Annotated in this window: 16 protein-coding genes and 1 tRNA gene; 1 reads left to right on the top strand and 16 read right to left on the bottom strand. The window is 46.8% G+C overall.

The window, feature by feature from the left end:
- Positions 1–16 precede the first annotated feature (16 nt).
- The 8 genes from hslO to spoIIE form a co-directional block, all read right to left on the bottom strand.
- Positions 17–895 (bottom strand): Hsp33 family molecular chaperone HslO, encoded by an 879-nt coding sequence (hslO, locus tag BN1002_RS21690; RefSeq protein ID WP_048827631.1) that lies wholly within the window; start codon positions 893–895, stop codon positions 17–19.
- A gap of 26 nt (positions 896–921) precedes the next feature.
- Positions 922–1,704: a type III pantothenate kinase gene (locus tag BN1002_RS21685; RefSeq protein ID WP_048827630.1), complete on the bottom strand. Its 783-nt coding sequence runs from the start codon at positions 1,702–1,704 to the stop codon at positions 922–924.
- A gap of 203 nt (positions 1,705–1,907) precedes the next feature.
- Positions 1,908–3,890: an ATP-dependent zinc metalloprotease FtsH gene (gene ftsH / locus BN1002_RS21680; protein ID WP_048827629.1), complete on the bottom strand. Its 1,983-nt coding sequence runs from the start codon at positions 3,888–3,890 to the stop codon at positions 1,908–1,910.
- 111 nt (positions 3,891–4,001) lie between these two features.
- Complete coding sequence (gene hpt / locus BN1002_RS21675; protein ID WP_048827627.1) at positions 4,002–4,547, bottom strand: hypoxanthine phosphoribosyltransferase; 546 nt, start codon at positions 4,545–4,547, stop codon at positions 4,002–4,004.
- 1 nt (position 4,548) lies between these two features.
- Positions 4,549–5,958: a tRNA lysidine(34) synthetase TilS gene (gene tilS / locus BN1002_RS21670; protein ID WP_048827625.1), complete on the bottom strand. Its 1,410-nt coding sequence runs from the start codon at positions 5,956–5,958 to the stop codon at positions 4,549–4,551.
- Between the two features lie 137 nt (positions 5,959–6,095).
- Positions 6,096–7,067, bottom strand: coding sequence for a serine/threonine protein kinase (locus tag BN1002_RS21665; protein ID WP_048827623.1), 972 nt, complete (start codon positions 7,065–7,067; stop codon positions 6,096–6,098).
- Positions 7,039–7,773, bottom strand: coding sequence for a vWA domain-containing protein (locus tag BN1002_RS21660; protein ID WP_048827621.1), 735 nt, complete (start codon positions 7,771–7,773; stop codon positions 7,039–7,041). Before BN1002_RS21660 ends, BN1002_RS21665 begins: the two co-directional genes overlap by 29 nt.
- Before the next feature lie 77 nt (positions 7,774–7,850).
- Entirely contained in the window at positions 7,851–10,319 is a 2,469-nt protein-coding gene (spoIIE, locus tag BN1002_RS21655) for a stage II sporulation protein E (protein ID WP_048827620.1), read from the bottom strand.
- 219 nt (positions 10,320–10,538) lie between these two features.
- Between spoIIE and BN1002_RS21650 the strand changes: the two genes are divergently transcribed.
- Positions 10,539–10,612 (top strand) — tRNA-Met (locus BN1002_RS21650).
- 165 nt (positions 10,613–10,777) lie between these two features.
- On the opposite strand, the gene BN1002_RS21645 is transcribed toward BN1002_RS21650, so the two are convergent.
- The 8 genes from BN1002_RS21645 to spoVT form a co-directional block, all read right to left on the bottom strand.
- Positions 10,778–11,197, bottom strand: coding sequence for a S1 domain-containing RNA-binding protein (locus BN1002_RS21645; RefSeq protein ID WP_048827619.1), 420 nt, complete (start codon positions 11,195–11,197; stop codon positions 10,778–10,780).
- A 96-nt stretch (positions 11,198–11,293) separates the two neighbouring features.
- Complete coding sequence (locus tag BN1002_RS21640) at positions 11,294–11,680, bottom strand: FtsB family cell division protein (protein WP_048827618.1); 387 nt, start codon at positions 11,678–11,680, stop codon at positions 11,294–11,296.
- A gap of 13 nt (positions 11,681–11,693) precedes the next feature.
- The gene (yabQ, locus tag BN1002_RS21635) at positions 11,694–12,320 is read right to left on the bottom strand and encodes a spore cortex biosynthesis protein YabQ (protein WP_048827617.1); all 627 of its coding nucleotides are present in this window, start codon (positions 12,318–12,320) and stop codon (positions 11,694–11,696) included.
- Positions 12,317–12,619, bottom strand: a complete 303-nt coding sequence (gene yabP, locus BN1002_RS21630) for a sporulation protein YabP (protein ID WP_048827616.1) — start codon at positions 12,617–12,619, stop codon at positions 12,317–12,319. Before yabP ends, yabQ begins: the two co-directional genes overlap by 4 nt.
- An 88-nt stretch (positions 12,620–12,707) precedes the next feature.
- Positions 12,708–12,974 carry an RNA-binding S4 domain-containing protein gene (locus BN1002_RS21625; protein ID WP_048827614.1) on the bottom strand — a complete coding sequence of 89 codons (267 nt, stop codon included), beginning with the start codon at positions 12,972–12,974 and terminating at the stop codon, positions 12,708–12,710.
- A gap of 384 nt (positions 12,975–13,358) precedes the next feature.
- A complete protein-coding gene (gene mazG / locus BN1002_RS21620) occupies positions 13,359–14,825 on the bottom strand; it encodes a bifunctional methyltransferase/pyrophosphohydrolase YabN (protein ID WP_048827613.1) in 1,467 nt (488 codons plus the stop codon).
- Positions 14,822–16,432, bottom strand: a complete 1,611-nt coding sequence (locus BN1002_RS21615) for a putative polysaccharide biosynthesis protein (RefSeq protein WP_048827612.1) — start codon at positions 16,430–16,432, stop codon at positions 14,822–14,824. Before BN1002_RS21615 ends, mazG begins: the two co-directional genes overlap by 4 nt.
- A gap of 99 nt (positions 16,433–16,531) precedes the next feature.
- Positions 16,532–17,068, bottom strand: a complete 537-nt coding sequence (spoVT, locus tag BN1002_RS21610) for a stage V sporulation protein T (protein WP_048827611.1) — start codon at positions 17,066–17,068, stop codon at positions 16,532–16,534.
- Between the last annotated feature and the right edge of the window lie 18 nt (positions 17,069–17,086).

The following is a 17,086-nucleotide window of genomic DNA, read 5'->3' as shown; positions in this document are numbered from 1 at the left end:
CTCTCCCGGCTAAAGCTTATTTCGCTTCTCTTAAAAGCTCCTCGAGCTCTTCTTTTGAAAATTGGTATTTTTCATTACAGAAGTGGCAATGCGCCTCGGCTTTTCCATCTTCCTCTATCATCGCGGTTATTTCTTCCTGTCCCAAAGAGACGATCGCATTGGCAAAGCGTTCTTTCGAGCATGTACATTCAAATCCAACCGGCATTTTCTCAAGAAGAGTGACTTCTTCCTGCCCGAATAATTCCTCAAGGATTTCCTCAGGCGTCAATCCACGCTCAATCATTTTTGAAACCGGCTCGATTGTTTTCAGCCGTTCCTCCAGCCGGGTGATCGTATCTTCTGTTGTTCCTGGCATTAGCTGAAAAATAAAACCGCCGGCCGCCTTGATGCTGTTATCCGGGTTGACAAGCACGCCAACGCCGACCGATGAATTCACCTGTTCCGACGAAGCGAAATAGTATGTGAAGTCCTCGCCCAATTCCCCGGACACAAGGGGAACAGATCCACTGAAAAAGTCACGCAGCCCAAGATCCTTTACAACCGTCAGCGTACCATCAGTCCCGACCGCGCGCCTTACATCCAGCTTTCCTTTTTCATTCAATTCAAAGTGGGTTTGCGGATTGGTCACATATCCCCTGACCGCCCCTTTCGCGTTACTATCGACAAGAATATTGCCGATCGGCCCTCCCCCTTCAATTTTTATCGTGAGCTTATCGTCGCCCTTCAGCATGGCGCCCATCATTAAACCGGCCGTCATTGCCCGCCCCAAAGCCGCGGAAGCTGTTGGCCAAGTATAATGGCGACGCTGCGCTTCGGCTACCGTTTCAGTGCTTCTTACAGCGTAGGCCCTGATTTGGCCATTATAGGCAATTGCCTTTACTAGATAATCACTCATTATGGTGCTCCTTTCTTTGATGCGCTTTATATCTCTTGTTTATTGTCCATGTTCCGGCGGTAAATAAGCCGGAGCCCTTTTAATGTCAGAAATGGGTCAACGATGTCAATGATTTTTGATTCCTCGGCAATTAAGCTGGACAAACCGCCAGTCGCGATAACGGTCGGCGTTTTCTGGCTGATGCTGATCATCCTTTTGACAATCCCCTCCACCATGCCGACATACCCATAAACAATTCCAGCCTGCATCGCGGCAACCGTATTTTTCCCAATTACACCTTCAGGTCTTACAATTTCAATCCTCGGGAGCTTCGCCGCCCTTGAGTAGAGGGCTTCTGTAGAAATACCTACACCCGGTGCGATTGCACCACCCATATATTGTTTCTGCTCATTCACATAGCAGTATGTTGTGGCTGTTCCGAAATCGACAATGATAAGCGGGCTTCCGTATTCATGGATGGCAGCTACCGCATTGACGATTCTGTCCGCCCCCACTTCTCTCGGATTTTCATATTTTATGTCCAACCCCGTCTTGATGCCAGGGCCGACAATCAGTGGCTTGAGCCCGAAGTACTTCTCGCACATTCGTTCCAGCGAGAACATGATCGGCGGCACGACAGATGATATGATAATTCCTTCAATATCTGCAAAAGAAAGGCCCGAATGCTCGAAAAGGGATTTAATAACCATCCCGTATTCATCCTCCGACCTGTTCCTGTTTGTTTCAATCCGCCAATGATGGAGAAGCTCGTCCCCTTTATATACCCCTAAAACAATATTAGTATTTCCTACGTCAAACACGAAAATCAATTGTCTCACCACTTTACGGAGTTTTATTCTTGTTTCATCCCGCCGCCCAAGACAGGAGCCGGATTCACTTAAAACATCATAACACAAACCATTTCCCGAAAGAAAAGGCCAAGCGCCTACGAACTTGAAAATTTGAAAAATACGGCTGTTTTTCCTCGCAAAAAAGGCACCGCATGAATGCAGTGCCTTTATACGTTATTTGTTTATTTTTGTTCATCCTGATTTTCGTCAGCCTTCAGCAAGTCGGAGGCCGAAGAACCGTTGCGGTCTTCCTCTTCCTTTTTGCCGGAGATGTTGATGATCACATCATCAAGAGTGTTCTTGATTTCTTCAGGTGTTGAGTTAGCTGGAACTTTCCCATCTGGAAGCCTTCCGTGATCAACAAGGTGCTTGATATCATCGGCATCAAGAGTCTCGACTTCAAGCAACGTATTCGCAATCAGGTCGAGCTTATCCCTGTTTTCGGTCAGGATGGTCCTCGCTCTTTCATACGAATGCTTGATGAAGTTCTGGATTTCAAGGTCGATTTCATAAGCAATCTTGTCAGAATAGTTCTGTTCATTGTGCAGGTCGCGTCCAAGGAAAACCTGGCCTCCCTGCGGCTGCCCGAACTGAAGCGGTCCAAGCTTGTCGCTCATTCCGTATTCAGTGACCATTTTCCTGGCAATGCCGGTCGCTCTTTGGAAATCATTGTGCGCTCCGGTGCTGACTTCGCCAAAGACAATCTCCTCAGCTACGCGCCCGCCCAGCAGGCCGGTAATTTTATCAAGGAGCTCTGGTTTAGTCATGAAGTAGCGGTCTTCCTTAGGAAGCATGACAGCATAGCCGCCAGCCTGCCCTCGAGGTACAATCGTTACCTTATGGACCATTTCCGCTTCATCAAGCATAACGCCGATGACTGTATGGCCTGCTTCGTGGAAAGCGACGATCCGGCGTTCCTTTTCGGAAATGACACGGCTTTTCTTCGCAGGGCCCGCAATGACACGGTCAGTAGCTTCATCTATATCGGTCATCTCAATTTTCTTCTTATTCTGGCGCGCAGCCACAAGAGCTGCTTCGTTCAGAAGGTTCTCAAGGTCGGCACCCGAGAAACCTGGGGTCCTCATGGCTATCGCCTTAAGATTGACAGAATCATCAAGCGGCTTATTGCGCGCATGCACCTTCAGCACCGCTTCACGTCCTCTTACATCCGGGCGGTCAACCGTGATTTGGCGGTCAAAACGTCCCGGGCGCAGAAGGGCAGGGTCAAGAATATCAGGGCGGTTGGTTGCCGCGATAATGATGATACCCTCATTCGCCCCGAAACCGTCCATTTCAACGAGGAGCTGGTTCAGGGTCTGTTCGCGCTCATCATGCCCGCCGCCAAGGCCGGCACCACGCTGACGCCCAACTGCGTCAATTTCATCAATGAAAATAATACAAGGCGCATTCTTTTTAGCCGTTTCAAACAGGTCACGTACGCGGGATGCACCCACGCCGACAAACATTTCAACAAAGTCGGAACCGCTGATTGAGAAGAACGGAACGCCCGCTTCCCCGGCAACAGCGCGGGCAAGAAGCGTTTTACCGGTTCCTGGAGGCCCCACAAGCAGGACGCCCTTCGGAATTCGAGCGCCAAGCTCGGAAAATTTCCGAGGGTCTTTCAGGAATTCGACAACCTCAACGAGTTCCTGTTTCTCTTCATCAGCACCGGCCACGTCTTTGAAACGGACCTTTTTCTTATCCTCGCTGTACAGCCTCGCCTTGCTTTTCCCAAAGTTCATGACACGGCTGCCGCCGCCCTGAGCTTGGTTAAGAAGGAAGAAGAACAGGATAAAAATGATGACAAATGGGATGATCGATGTAAAGAAAGTCACCCAGCCGCTTGTTTCCTTGGCCGGCATTGTTTCTACATTCGCCTGGCCGACCGCATCATCAATACGGTCAAGCATCCTTTCGCTGTTAGGGACATATGTCAGGAAGAATTTATCCTTCCCGGCATTTTTCAGCTGGCCGCGGACTTCAAATACGCCGCGCTCCGGCTGCAGGGTAACAGATTTTATTTCCTTCTTCTCAAGATGGGAAATAAACTCATCGTACCTTATATTATCGGTTGGCTCGGTGTTTCCATTAAAGAAGCTGACGACGCCAATAATAACTAAAAATATCAATAAATAAAAGATGGTATTACGGAAGATCCGATTCATCCCTTACCTCCTCCCACGGTGGAAAACAGTATATAAAATAGTAGCATAAATGATAATGCCGCTTCAACAAAAGTGCCTTTTAAAACGCCCGGTTTCCATGCGATCCTTCTGCTATTCTCCCTTGTTGTAAACCTCGGGCTTCAGCACACCGATGTAAGGAAGGTTCCGGTACTTCTCAGCGTAATCCAGGCCATAACCGACGACGAAAGCGTCAGGGACTTCGAATCCAACATAATCCGCCGCAATATCAACCTTTCTTCCTGTCGGCTTATCCAGCAGCGTGACGATTTTAATCGACTTTGCCTTCCTGTAACGGAACAGCTCAACGAGGTAACTGAGTGTCAGCCCGCTGTCGATGATGTCTTCAATGATTAGTAAATTCCGGCCCTCCACCGAAGTGTCCAGGTCTTTCAGGATTTTGACTTCCCCGGAAGAAACCGTTTTATTCCCATAGCTTGAGACATCCATGAAATCCATTTCAAGGTAGCAGTCCATCTTCTTGAGAAGGTCTCCCATGAAAGGCATTGCTCCCTTTAATACACCGATTGCAAGCGGGTATTTGTCCTGGTAATCCTCTGTCAGCCGGGTGCCCAGTTCCCGGATCTTTTCCTGGATTTCTTCTTCGGAAATCAGGACTTTTTCAATATCGTTTCTCATTTCAAATGTGCCCCCCAGATGTTGGTTCCTTGCCATATAACAGTCTCCAATACCGTTCTCCCGAAGGGACGGCGGAGTCAAAGGCTGACTTCTTCAGTCCCGGAAGCCAGAGGATCCGCCCGCCGCTATCTGTCACGACAGGCCAGGAGTCACGCTCGGAAACCGGAACCTTATGGTCAATAAAAATATCTTTCAGCTTTCTTGAGCCTTTCATCCCTTTTAGCGACATTCTGTCCCCATTTTCCCTCGTCCTGACAATGAGCGGCAAATTAGCTTTTGATACCGCCATATACGCACAGTCCGCACCGGAGCCGGCCACAGGTCCTTCACATGCCTCAATTTTAATGAAATTTCCATTTGGCAAGGCAATTTCTCCAGTATCCCATATTTCAATTTTGAACGGCTTTACTTCAGCCATACCAAATTGGAAAATGCATAGGTGATAGGAACGGGAGACTGTTAACCCCCCCGGAAGATCAAGGATGCCCGATGGATGAGGACGATTAAGCAGGGAAATAACTTGATCAATATGTATAGCTCCAAGAGAAGCAGGTCTTTCTTCATAAAGATAGTTTAATATTAGTTGAATCCCTCTTCTTTGTAAAGGCATTGGCATTCCAAGAAAAGACAGAATATCGATCTCTATTTTCCCCTTTTCCCTGCTTTTCATTACTGTAACCATTCTGTTGGCAGCCAATTCGCCAAGATACTCTTCATCGCTCATTATTTCCTCGCTGAAGCGCTGAAATTGCTCATGGACATTTGGATTTTCGTTTTTCAAAAATGGCAGCACACTTTTCCTGAATCTGTTCCGGCTATAAAGATCCTTCTCGTTACTCGGGTCCATCCTCGGTGCAAGTTCTTTTCTTTTGCAGTACTCGAGGATCTCATCTCTCGTCGCTTCAAGGAAAGGCCGGATAATCGAGCCGTCCTTAAAGGGCCTTGTGAACGGAATACCTGTGCGCCCTTTCCCGGTGCTTCCTCTTGTAAGCCGCATCAAAATGGTTTCCAGTTGGTCATCGGCATGGTGGGCCAGGGCTAGATAGGCAAACCCCTGCTGTCCCATCAATTTCTCGAAAAAACCATAGCGCGCTTCGCGTGAAGCCGCTTGACTGTTTTTTTCCGTCTTCCTGATAATTTCAGGGACATTGATTCTCGCCATATAAAAAGGTATAACAAGCCTTTCGCAATATTCCTTCACGTACAAGGCATCTTGAAGCGATTGCTCCCCCCTGAACATATGGTCCACATGGGCAGCGGCAATCCTGATTTGCCATCTTTCCCTGTTTTCCTGCAAATAGTGGAGAAGAGCCATAGAATCCGGGCCGCCCGACACACCAACGAGGATGCTTGTCCCCTTAAGGGAAATAGATTTCCTTTTTAAGAGTGCTTCAACTTTTTCTTCGAGCATTTTAAACTTCCTTAAATATAGTTTCTGGCAGCTAATTAAACCCTATCCCTGTTTTATACGTCGTTATGTTAATAAAGTTTCAGTATAAAAAGAGAAAATCATTTTTTTTTTGCAATTCTTCATAAGGTTCTTTGCACCTACGTTAAATACATCACAATATATACAATATAAAGAATTGCCATGACAGTTACAATATAAAAGGTTTCCCCTATACGCGACTTTTTTTTACGCACCTTGACTGATTGGGCCCTGCGTGACGCCTGCTTTAACGCCGACCGTGTCGGTTGGGGCGTGTTGCCAACCGGATTCGGCCGTCCTGTACAAAATAAAAGGTCGGTTCTCATTTCAGCCGCAGACGAGTATCTGCCTTGCATGGCCTTTACCAGAACTGGTTTGTATATTTTCAATTCACTTTTTTGCGACACGGCTGAAAGAAGTTCCGCAAGGCCTCCTTCTTTCTTTTGAAAATGGCCCGGATAGGCCGTGGATACGATCACCATCGCGACGGCAAATAAATCGTAGGAGGGCTCTGCTCTCCTTGAACCCATACCCCAATAACCTCTATCGAAAAATTCCGTATATTCCTTGATGGATCTGCCATTTAACGTTGTGCCGCCTACGTCAATGCAACGGATGCGCGGTGCAGGGCCTGCAACAATCAAGTTTTCAGGCTTCAGGTCGCCAAATATCCAACCGTTTTGGTGAAGCTGGCCGATGTCATCAAGAAGCTGCAGGAATAACGGCAAAACCCAGTCCTTCCCTTTGGCATCAAGAAATGCCTGAAGTCCCGGCCCTTTCACATATTCCATTACATAAAAACTATATCGCCCATCTTTCAGAACCCAGTCATCGACATCAAGCAAAGAAGGCCCGAGGAAATGTCCTTGGACCTTGGCAAAGGATTTTAGCACATTTGCTTCCGCTGTAATCGACATGCTGTTTGTACTAATTTTCAGGGCGGCTTCCACATCTCCTTTTTTAACTAAATAGACAGTTCCGTTCGCGCCCCTGCCCAACTCTTTTAGTAGGATATAGCGGTGGCCATGCCACTTTCCCTGAATGACAGTCCCCGGCTTGAAATTACATTGATTCTTCAATGCGTGATTCATCGCGGTGCAAAAAGCTCCTTAATGATCTTTTTTCATTAAAAAGGCGGATTGCTTCCCGGATGGCCGGTCCGGTAGGGGTAATGCCGCCAGGAGAGATGGTATTAAAAATTCCGGTAATCGACTCCAGCTTTTTCGTCCAATCAAGAACCAGCTCAAAGTCCCCCCTTTTCCCGGGAAATACTAACATGGAAAATTGGTTTTTTCCCGACCTGGCATTCAGGCTGATGGACAAATCTATCAACGCTTCCTTGACTGTTTGAAGTTTATGCTTCATGCTTGCACTCGCATCTACAAGAATGATGACCTCAAGATCGCTTGTCTCTCCAAGCTCATCGACAACTTCAATGACTTCACCCCGCTGTTCGGGCGGGAGGTCTTCCAGAGTCAGCTTTTGGCCAAGAATTTGCTGGAGTTCCCGATTTACGACGGCATGAATCGTATGTGTCATTGCTTTTCGGGTGACCATTTGGACAGTTTGCGAAAGCTGCTCTGCGTATACAACCTGGCTGACCCCGCCACCGGACATGGCGATGCCATCAATTTCCTTCATTCCCTGCTCATCAATCGAGTCGTGCTCCACTACGCCGATGACATTCACGGTGACTCCCTGTTCTCTCGCAAGAGCCGCCATTGCCACTGGATCTTCCCCTTTGTTGGAACACCCATCTGTAATGATTAGCATTTGCCGGATTTTCCCTGCATGCATTCCTTTCTCCTCCAATCGTCAAATGTTACCATTTTCGACTGATTGGAGATGATTTATACCTTCAGGCCGCTACCCTGCTATTGAGCGCGTTTCTTTTTCAATCCCCCGACCGGTATGGAGGCCCACTTTGGGGTATTATGTTTGATCTTGGTTACCGCAACGGTCATATCATCCTCAATTTGATTGGATCTGGAGCGGATTACTTCCTCCATAATCAGGTCAGCCACCTCTTGGGGGTCATCGGTTTCAAGGTCATGAATCTTTCGCTTCATCCACATTTCATAGTTGCCGACGTGTTTCGGCCCCTCAAAGACCCCATCGCTCATCATGATCAATAAATCTCCGGCTTTCAACTGTTCACTGACGACATCTATATCGAATTCCTGGACAATCCCCATCGGCAGATTGCTGGCCTGAATTTTGATGACCTTTTTCCCCCGCTTGATAAAACTTGGTGTCGAGCCTATTTTCAGAAATTTGGCGGAAGCATTCTGCATATCAATTACCGCAAGATCGAGGGTGGAAAATATTTCATCGGTCGTCCTTAATGAAAGGACTGAATTGACGGATTTTATCGCGACTTTCTCTTCGATTCCCGACTGGAGGATTTGCCGGAGCAGTTGGAGGGTCTCCTTGCTTTCTTCCTGGGCACGCTCGCCATTTCCCATTCCATCACTGATTGCAACTGCATATTTTCCGCTGCCAAGCTCTATAGTCGAGAAGCTGTCTCCTGAAATGAAACCGCCATCTTTTGCCGCGTAGGCAACACCGCTATCCACGGTAAACGCTTTTGCCGAACGGAATGTAGCCTGGCAGACACTATTGGGGTAAGTACCGCAGTCTTCTGAGCTCACAATGATCGTTTCACCGAGAATATCCGATAGCATCGGAGCGATTAGCTTTTCACATTCCCCATGCCCGTTGCAAAAAGGAACCGTCATATCAATGTCCACATTGCCCTGCTCAAGACTGTAAATTTCAACCTGATCAATTTGAATGCCAAATTCCTGGATTGCCTCCATGATCTGCTCTTCCTGCTTATGAAGATTCTCCCGTTCCCGCTGGATTTCTTTCGCGAAGTCACCCATGACTTCCGAAACGCCCAAAAGCTGCTCAGCAACAAGCCTTCTGCTTTCCTGCACCTGCTTTTTCAGTTTTTGGTTGGCCTGAAAAACGGCGAGCTCCTGATGGATTGCTTCCATCACTTTTTTTGGCCGGGAACAAAGCTTTTCCCATTCCCTCGCCAATTTTGGAGGAACCGAAGCTTTCGATTGGTCCATTTGAAGCATAATTTCCTCCATGTATCCATATGTTGTAGAGAAGTTCCTTGTCCAGCAATGTTCTTTCTTAAAACACGTCTGGCACGACTTTTCGGCAACATTGCTTAGAAAGAAGTCAAGTTCTTTATTTTCATCCCCAGTTTCAATATCATGCTGCGAAAAGCTTTTCGAAAGAGCTTCAAATACATTGGAGAATTGGGCGACCCTTTTCGCCGTTACATCCCTCATTTTCCTCATGTACTTTTGTTGCTCCGCTGTATGTTCAGGAGTACCGGGTATGTACTTTGCTATTTTGGCAGTTATAGAGGTTGGCGTCAGGATCAGCAGGAGGATCGCCGCTGCTGTCTCTATCATTGTTGTCTGTAAAGCGGTGCCTGTTTCGCCGTACATACCTATTAGCAGAGTCGCCACAATCAGACCTACAGAAACCCCCGCCTTTCTTCCCTCCTTCAAAAGGCCGCCCAGCACTCCTGAAAATGCAAGAAGACTCATATGGGAAAAACTTGAGACATTGGCCAGGCTGAAGATCAGCCCGGTCACAACACCAACCGTGGAGCCGACTGCGGCGCCGGCCATCAAGGAAAATAGCAATACGAGATACCTAGACATAACATGCTCTATCGAAATCCCGTACACCATCCAACCTATCGTGCCCGTCATGATGGAGGCGAGAAGAATAATCAAAGAGACAATTTCCTCCGTTTTAAGAGGCTGTTTTCGTTTATTTACCGTCACCAGCGGCACACTTTGCATGAAGATAAGAGACAGGATAAAAGCGAGAACGCCTTCCACCCCCGACATAAGGCCATCGTAAATCGTTACGCTGCCAGTCACTATGAATCTTTCTCCAAGCTTTCCGGCAAGAAGAATAATGCCCGTGTAATAGGGGAGCGCTTTAACAGGGTTTGCAACCCACTGCTTCGTCACTCTGAAGACCGCCAGGAAGAGGAACGAAATGGCAAACGTTGATGCTGCATGCCCCATCGAAACAGTAGCCGCGCCACAGACAAGCCCCAACAATGCCAGCGGCGCCCGATCCCTCTTAATAAAAAATACAGCTGCGAAAAAGGGAAGCCCAAAAGGCGTAAGCTTGGACAATATCAGTGCCCGGCCAAGCAAAAAACCGACGAGTATCAGGAAATAACCTTTCTTTAAAAAAACTGCCCCCGCCCGGTCCTGAATCTTTTTTAACGCTGAAGTATTCCAATTTAAACCGCTCCCCCCGCCCGGCATCGGCTCTACGACACTTTGCTCAGCTCTTTCCAAATAAACACACTCCCCCGTCGTTTAATGATAGTGCTCATTATAATCGGACAAGCATCCAAAGATTGTCAAAATCAATCGGCAGGTAAATTGATTTGTTCGACGCATTTCACCTCTGCCGCCATAGAAGTGCAAAAGGCGCAAAAATAACCAGTTAGAAAAAACACGAAATGTATTGACACCTTATTTCAAACTCTGTATCATAGATTTTGTGTTTCAAATGGCGGTGTAGCTCAGCTGGCTAGAGCGTACGGTTCATACCCGTAAGGTCGGGGGTTCGATCCCCTCCGCCGCTATAATGAAGGCAAAGAAAGAGGCTTCCCATTCGGGGAAGCCTCTTTCCTTTTTTTCTCGTCACTCTTAAAGGACATGAAATGCCCTATAAAAGAACAAAACAGGCAGCGCCTTTTGGCCTGCCTGGTATAGTTAAATGAATGTTTAATTGCTAAGCAGCAGCAAGTTTAGCCTCTTCTGGCACCACGGCCGCCACGCTTGGATTCCGTGTTGCGTTTCAGGGAGGATAAACGATCTTCGCTATCTTTTAAGAATTTAGCCATTTTTGTTTCAAAATTTTCCGGTCTGGCATTCCGGTCATTGGCTCTCCCTTGTCGGGGACGAGGTGTGTAGGACCTTTGCGGTTCAGGGCGGTCCTTGGCTTTTTTGATGGACAGGCCAATTTTTCCGTCTTTTTCAACGTTGATGACCTTGACCTCTACCATATCGCCCACTTTCAAGTGGTCATTGATATCCTTAACATAATTATCAGCAACCTCACTGATATGGACAAGGCCTGTCGAACCTTCCGGCAGCTCCACAAATGCGCCGAAATTAGTAATCCCTGTTACCTTTCCTTGTAACTTGCTGCCTACTTCGATTGACATAAAAAGAAATTTCCTCCTTAAGAATATAAAAAAAATCAGTCTTACTGTATATTATACCTAAATTTCAAAATGAGTGCAATAAGACTGCCCCTTGTTTCACTTTTCCTTCTTTTTCCCTTCCGGAAGAGTGAAAATGATTTCTCCTTTATCTGAAAGGAAGTATTCTTTCCGGGCCAGTTTCGCAATATATTCATCGTCATTCAATTTGATGATTTCTTCATTCAAAATATCCCGTTCCCTGTTCAATTCGGAAAGCTTTTTCTCGAGCATTATCTTCTCTGCTTTTTTCTCGTCCAATGCTTCGGCGCGTGAATAAATGGAAGAAATCATGAAAAATGCAAAAAGGACCGCCAGAAGTGAAAAAGTGGCGAGGCGCCTTGCCAACGCTTTGCGTTTCTTGGAAGCCAATTCTTCCGTATAATATTTCGACTCCGCATATTCATTGCGGATCCGTGCTACATTCCGTTTCTTTGGTGCTTCCACAGGCTGCTCCCCCTCACTCTTTTGTTCTATTCTTAATCCGTTTCCACATATCCATTGTTTTTCCAAGAAGTCCTGTCCCACTATTATATAACTTCTCCGCCGATTTTTTAAACCCTTTCGGCAAAACTTTCCAAAGAAGTGAAAATATTTTTTTCAAAGGAAGGAAAAGAATGATCCTAATAAAGAACAGAGCTGTTTTTCCTATAAACGCGAGCAGCAAAAGAAGGCCTCTTCCGATTAAAAGGACAAGCCCTACTAGGAGCTGGAACAAACCTGTAACCGGCTTGAAAATAAGAAGCTGGACCGTTTTTGCAAAAAGACGGCCCAACCACATCCCTGCCTGGATCAATCTTTCAAGCAGCCATAGATATAAACTCTTAATTAAAGCCTGATAGGCGGCAAACCCACAGAGCAGGGCGATAAAGATATAGAATCGGATTTCTCCTTTATTGACTAGGTACAACACATAAAAAATGAGGAGCGCCTGGGCTGCCCAGAACAAAATATCGTTGATAAAGGCAATCCAGCTTTTCCGTTTCGGCCGATTTAAAAAACGCTGGTACGTATCGAGCATCGCTCCAAAAAGTATTCCTGAAGCGATCATGGCCGCCATCGTGATAAACTGTGTGGTAAGTGTCATCGGAATAACTTGCTAAAGAACCCTTTAGCTTTTTCCCCATGCTGTTCATCGAGGTACACAAGTTCGTAAACTTTTCCTTTAATGGATACTACCCCTTTATCGACATCCAGGTTTTTCATTTGCAGATTCTGTCCTTTTATCGATAAAAAACCCATCACAGTCTCCAGAAGGAACTCTTCATTGTCGAAACTTTCAACTTGTTTGACTCCTGTTATATCAAGAAGCCTCCGCCCTCTCATGATGATATCATGGTCAGGCACTGTCCCTTTGTTTCCGGTCGTATCGTAATATTGGTTCATTGTTCATCCCCCGAATCACTTTGTACATACTATATTTTGTACATACTATGTAATCGGAGGGGGAAATAGAACAAGCCCTTTTATACCATTACCCTTCGGATTGGACCCTTTCTTCCTTTAAAATTGTATACATTTCCGCTGCTTCGTCCTTACGTGTTGTTTCCTGGATCCGCTCTATTTTTGCTGTTACAATCCGTTGGCCGAAACGGATGGTTAGTTCGTCTCCTTCTTTTACGGTTGTGCTTGCTTTTGCTTCCTTGCCGTTTACGAGGATTCTTCCCTGGTCGGATACTTCTTTGGCGAGTGTTCTTCTTTTTATGATTCGTGATACCTTCAAGAATTTATCGAGCCTCATCTTTTTTCCCCCTTTTAGTCTCTTTACTATTTAGGTTGAACTAAAAATTGATATTCCGACAGGTTCGGGGTGGTTGATTTCCGCTCCGGGCATTTCGCTTTCCACGGGGCGTCAGTGGAGCCTACTCGGAGTAAAGCTCCTGCGGGGTCTCCACTTGCCGCTCTATCCCGTAGGACATCAGGCTTCCTCGAATGGGCTTTGCACGAAGGAAACGCGATAGCGTTTTCGAGGAGTCTACATGCCTGAGCTCCAATCAACCCGCTATTCAACTTAAATATAATGTAATTATTAAGTTCAACCTAAATAGAATCATGCATTATAACTTTTTGCTCCAGTTACTTTGCTCCAATCAACGGAATCTCCAATAAGATTTAAACGTTCATGTCAGAGTCCGTTTTGTTTGGCTTCGTCCCAGTATTGGTCGAGTTCTTCGAGGGTATAGTCCTCGAAGGGGCGGCCGCTGGCTTTCACTTTTTCTTCAATATACCGGAAGCGCCTGGTGAATTTTTCATTTGTTTCTATTAAGGATTCTTCCGGGTGAATATCAAGGAACCGGGCAACATTTACGAAAGCGAAGAGCAGGTCGCCAAACTCCTTTTTTGCCAGTGAAAGCTGTTCACCCTCCAGTTCGGCTTCAAACTCATGAAGCTCCTCTTTTACCTTCTCGAAGGCCGGGCCGATTTCCTGCCAGTCAAATCCTGCTTTTGCCGCCTTTTTTTGCAATTCAAAGGCCTTCAGCAAGGCCGGAAGGGATTTGGGAATGCCGTCAAGAAGGGATTCACTCTTTTCCGATCCTTTTTCGAGAGCCTTTATTTCCTGCCAGTTCGCAAGTACATCTTCAGCAGTTTCGGCTGTCCGGTTGCCGAAAACGTGTGGATGCCTTCGAATCATTTTGCTGGAGATTGATCGAACAACATCGTTAATGGCAAAATAACCTTCGTCTTCACCGATTTGCGCATGCAGCATGATTTGAAGTAGAACATCGCCCAATTCCTCGACGAGATGATCGATATCCCCGCTGTCAATTGCCTCAATGACTTCGTAGGTTTCCTCGATCAAGTACTTTTTAAGTGACTCATGAGTCTGTTCTTTATCCCATGGGCAGCCCTGCGGTCCCCGCAACGTAGCGATGATGTCCCTGAGCTTCGAAAACTCACCCAGAAGCAGCTCTTCCTTTTTTACAGGCGGCACATAAAGGGTAACGAGATTGTGCAATTCTGTTTTATGGTCAAGTTCATACAACGGAACTTTTTCTATTTTCTCAGCAGTACTCCCCGCAGCCGTAATAATATAAACTTCATATTCGTCAGGAAGCCGTTCCATCAATGTCAACTTTACGTCTGAGGCAATCATCCTGTCATAAACCTGGCTGATGAACATATGCTGTTCGAGCTGAAGCTGTTCGGGTCTCAACGCGGTCCCATCAAGAAGCTGAAAACCTTCGACAGGGTCGATTTTTAAAGCTTGGAACAGTGCGTCGAGAAAGCTTTGCCCGCCTCCGAACCGGATAGTGACATTCTCCAGCCTGGCTTCAGCTTCTAAAAGAAGCTGAACGGCCCTTTCCGCCACGAGCGGATGTCCCGGGACTGCATAAACAATCGGCCCACCAGCAGCTTCGGCGAGAAGAACTTCGCAAATTTCCTCATACACCGTTTCAAATGAATCATGCTTTTGATATATGGAATCAAAAGAAGTATACGTAAATCCTTCTTCTTCAAGTTCAGCAACTACCGGATGCTCCTTCGTTCGGAGAAAGACCCTTCCGCCACTCATTAACTTTCTGTAAACACCAAGCGGCAATTGGTCCAAGCCACCCGCTCCCAGACCAAGAATTTCAATCGTTTTTGTCATCTTATCCGACTCCTATCGTGTGGCAGCAATAAGCCCAATTTGCTTCCTAAAGGAAATAGCGCCAGCTCATCCTCCCGGAAAACACCGCCTCTTATAATGATAAAAATGTAAAGGAACGCCCCAAGAAAACAGGAAACCAAGGCTTGGACAGAAGCAGCCAGACGTTCACTTTCCAGTACATATAAAAATTCTGTTCCAGCGATGAAAGCTTTTAAAAAAACGATCATCGCAACGGCGGCTATAAGCAGTTTTTTCAAAAACAATCTTTCAAATACAGGGCCGCCGATATTTTTTTTCAAAATTAAGACGACCGCAGCAGAAACGAGCAGCAGGGTCATCGCCGTGGCCCACGCTGCCCCGATTGTTCCAAACCTGGGAACTAAAACGAGGTTTAATGCATATTTCAGCGGAAAGGCTGACAGTACGGCCGCGGCAGGAGGGAAAAGAACCCCCCTTCCCTGGAGAATGGAAGAGGCTGTCATGGCGATGGAACTGAATAGGATTGCCACACTTAGTACTGCCAGCACATCTGTACCGTTACTATTCTCGAATAACATGATATTTGTCGGCCGGGCGATGCCCCAAAGCCCTGCGGCCGCCCCGACCCCGATTACCGCCGTTACCCGCATGGCGAGGCGGATTTTATGTACAAGGAACTGTTTATTTTTATTCAGCCTGATGCTTGCGATGAGCGGAACGAGAGACAGGGAAATTGTCGAGGCCGCCGTAAGGCCAAGCTGGATCATCGGCTGCCCCCGGTCAAATACTCCTTTTAGCTCCTTAGCCTTAAGAGGTGCTATGCCTTTTTCGACCAGAAGTGAATAGAGGTTAAGCGCATCGCCCAATTGAATGAATACCATCAGCAGGCTGCTGATGCAGATGGCCAGACCCTGCGGTCCGAGTATGCCCGCTATCCGCCTTATTTCCTTAAAAGCAGGCATAAAAAAATCACGTGGATTCCAATCTCCGCTCCTACGCTTCCGATTGCGCAGAAAGAGCAACAAGATTATAAGTGACACGATTCCGCCTGTGACCGAACCGAACATAGCCCCGGCACCGACGTAATAGAGGGAAAGGCCTTGCTTAGTAAAAAGGATGGCGATAGCCAGGATGGTAATGACTCTGATGGACTGTTCACCAATTTGTGATGATGCGGTCGGGACCATGTCACCCTTCCCCTGGAAATATCCCCTCATGACTGATATAGCGGGGAAAAGCAAGAAAACAACCGAAACGGTCCTCAATAAAATGGCTAGTCCTGGATCGCCCATCCAGCGGGCTATAAATTCAGATCCGGCATACAGGATGGCGAAACAGATTATTCCGAACAATTGCAACAGCAAATAGGATGCCGCGAGCAGCTGGCGTCCGCGCTTTTTTTCTTCGGCATATAATTTTGAGAGGACGACAGGAAAACCTGTTGTCGCAAGCGCCATGGCGACCCCGTAAAAGGGGTAAACCTGCTGATATATATAAAAACCGATGTCCCCGGCAATATTTTGGAAGGGAATCCGGTACCCGGCGCTTAATAGTTTGGTGAATAATGCGGCAGCTGTAAGAATAAAAGCTCCCTTAAAAAGGTTTTGCCCCTGTTTTACCGGCTCCATTGCAGTCTCCTTCAAAAGCGAATTCGAAAGCTATTATAACATAAAACAGAAAAAGGCCGGTCCCGATTGGGGCCAGCCTTCTTTTGGCCGTGTTGAGGCCTATTGTTCCATTTGCCTTGCCAAGAAGCCTGCTGCCGTTTCAACTGCTTTTTGCTCGACTTCCCCAAGGGTGCCTTCTTTAGAAAAAATGATAACTGCTCCGATTGGATCTCCATTTGCGATAATCGGTCCGATTGTATAAGAAGAAATCGTTTCTTCATTGCCATCGACAAGTGCGATTTGCCCCTGCTGTGTCACAAGGACCGACGAACGGTCTTCCATCACTTTCTCAACTTGCTCACCAATATTCTTGTTTAAGAAATCCTTTTTCGAACCGCCCGCTACAGCGATATAAGTATCCCTGTCACAGATCAGGACTGGATTGCCAAGGCTGTCATAAAGAGCTTCCGCGTATTCTTTTGCAAAATCGCTCAGCTCGCTGATTGGTGAATATTTCTTAAGGATTACTTCTCCATCACGGTCGACAAATATTTCGAGCGGATCTCCTTCCCTAATCCGGAGGGTTCTGCGGATTTCCTTCGGAATGACAACACGACCTAAATCATCGATTCGACGAACTATACCAGTTGCTTTCATTCAATGTTGCCTCACTTT

The organism is Bacillus sp. B-jedd (genome assembly GCF_000821085.1).
In the GTDB taxonomy this organism is placed as follows: Bacteria; Bacillota; Bacilli; order Bacillales; family Cytobacillaceae; genus Bacillus_D.
Note: the sequence above shows the minus strand (reverse complement) of the source record. Positions and strands in the feature narration are given on the sequence as shown.

Excerpts from the sequence above, each read along its gene's own strand:
- hslO (WP_048827631.1), bottom strand. The coding sequence starts at position 895 with ATGAGTGATTATCTAGTAAAGGCAATTGCCTATAATGGCCAAATCAGG.
- ftsH (WP_048827629.1), bottom strand. The coding sequence starts at position 3,890 with ATGAATCGGATCTTCCGTAATACCATCTTTTATTTATTGATATTTTTA.
- hpt (WP_048827627.1), bottom strand. The coding sequence starts at position 4,547 with ATGAGAAACGATATTGAAAAAGTCCTGATTTCCGAAGAAGAAATCCAG.
- tilS (WP_048827625.1), bottom strand. The coding sequence starts at position 5,958 with ATGCTCGAAGAAAAAGTTGAAGCACTCTTAAAAAGGAAATCTATTTCC.
- BN1002_RS21665 (WP_048827623.1), bottom strand. The coding sequence starts at position 7,067 with ATGAATCACGCATTGAAGAATCAATGTAATTTCAAGCCGGGGACTGTC.
- BN1002_RS21660 (WP_048827621.1), bottom strand. The coding sequence starts at position 7,773 with ATGCATGCAGGGAAAATCCGGCAAATGCTAATCATTACAGATGGGTGT.
- BN1002_RS21645 (WP_048827619.1), bottom strand. The coding sequence starts at position 11,197 with ATGTCAATCGAAGTAGGCAGCAAGTTACAAGGAAAGGTAACAGGGATT.
- yabQ (WP_048827617.1), bottom strand. The coding sequence starts at position 12,320 with ATGACACTTACCACACAGTTTATCACGATGGCGGCCATGATCGCTTCA.
- yabP (WP_048827616.1), bottom strand. The coding sequence starts at position 12,619 with ATGAACCAATATTACGATACGACCGGAAACAAAGGGACAGTGCCTGAC.
- BN1002_RS21625 (WP_048827614.1), bottom strand. The coding sequence starts at position 12,974 with ATGAGGCTCGATAAATTCTTGAAGGTATCACGAATCATAAAAAGAAGA.
- mazG (WP_048827613.1), bottom strand. The coding sequence starts at position 14,825 with ATGACAAAAACGATTGAAATTCTTGGTCTGGGAGCGGGTGGCTTGGAC.
- BN1002_RS21615 (WP_048827612.1), bottom strand. The coding sequence starts at position 16,432 with ATGGAGCCGGTAAAACAGGGGCAAAACCTTTTTAAGGGAGCTTTTATT.
- spoVT (WP_048827611.1), bottom strand. The coding sequence starts at position 17,068 with ATGAAAGCAACTGGTATAGTTCGTCGAATCGATGATTTAGGTCGTGTT.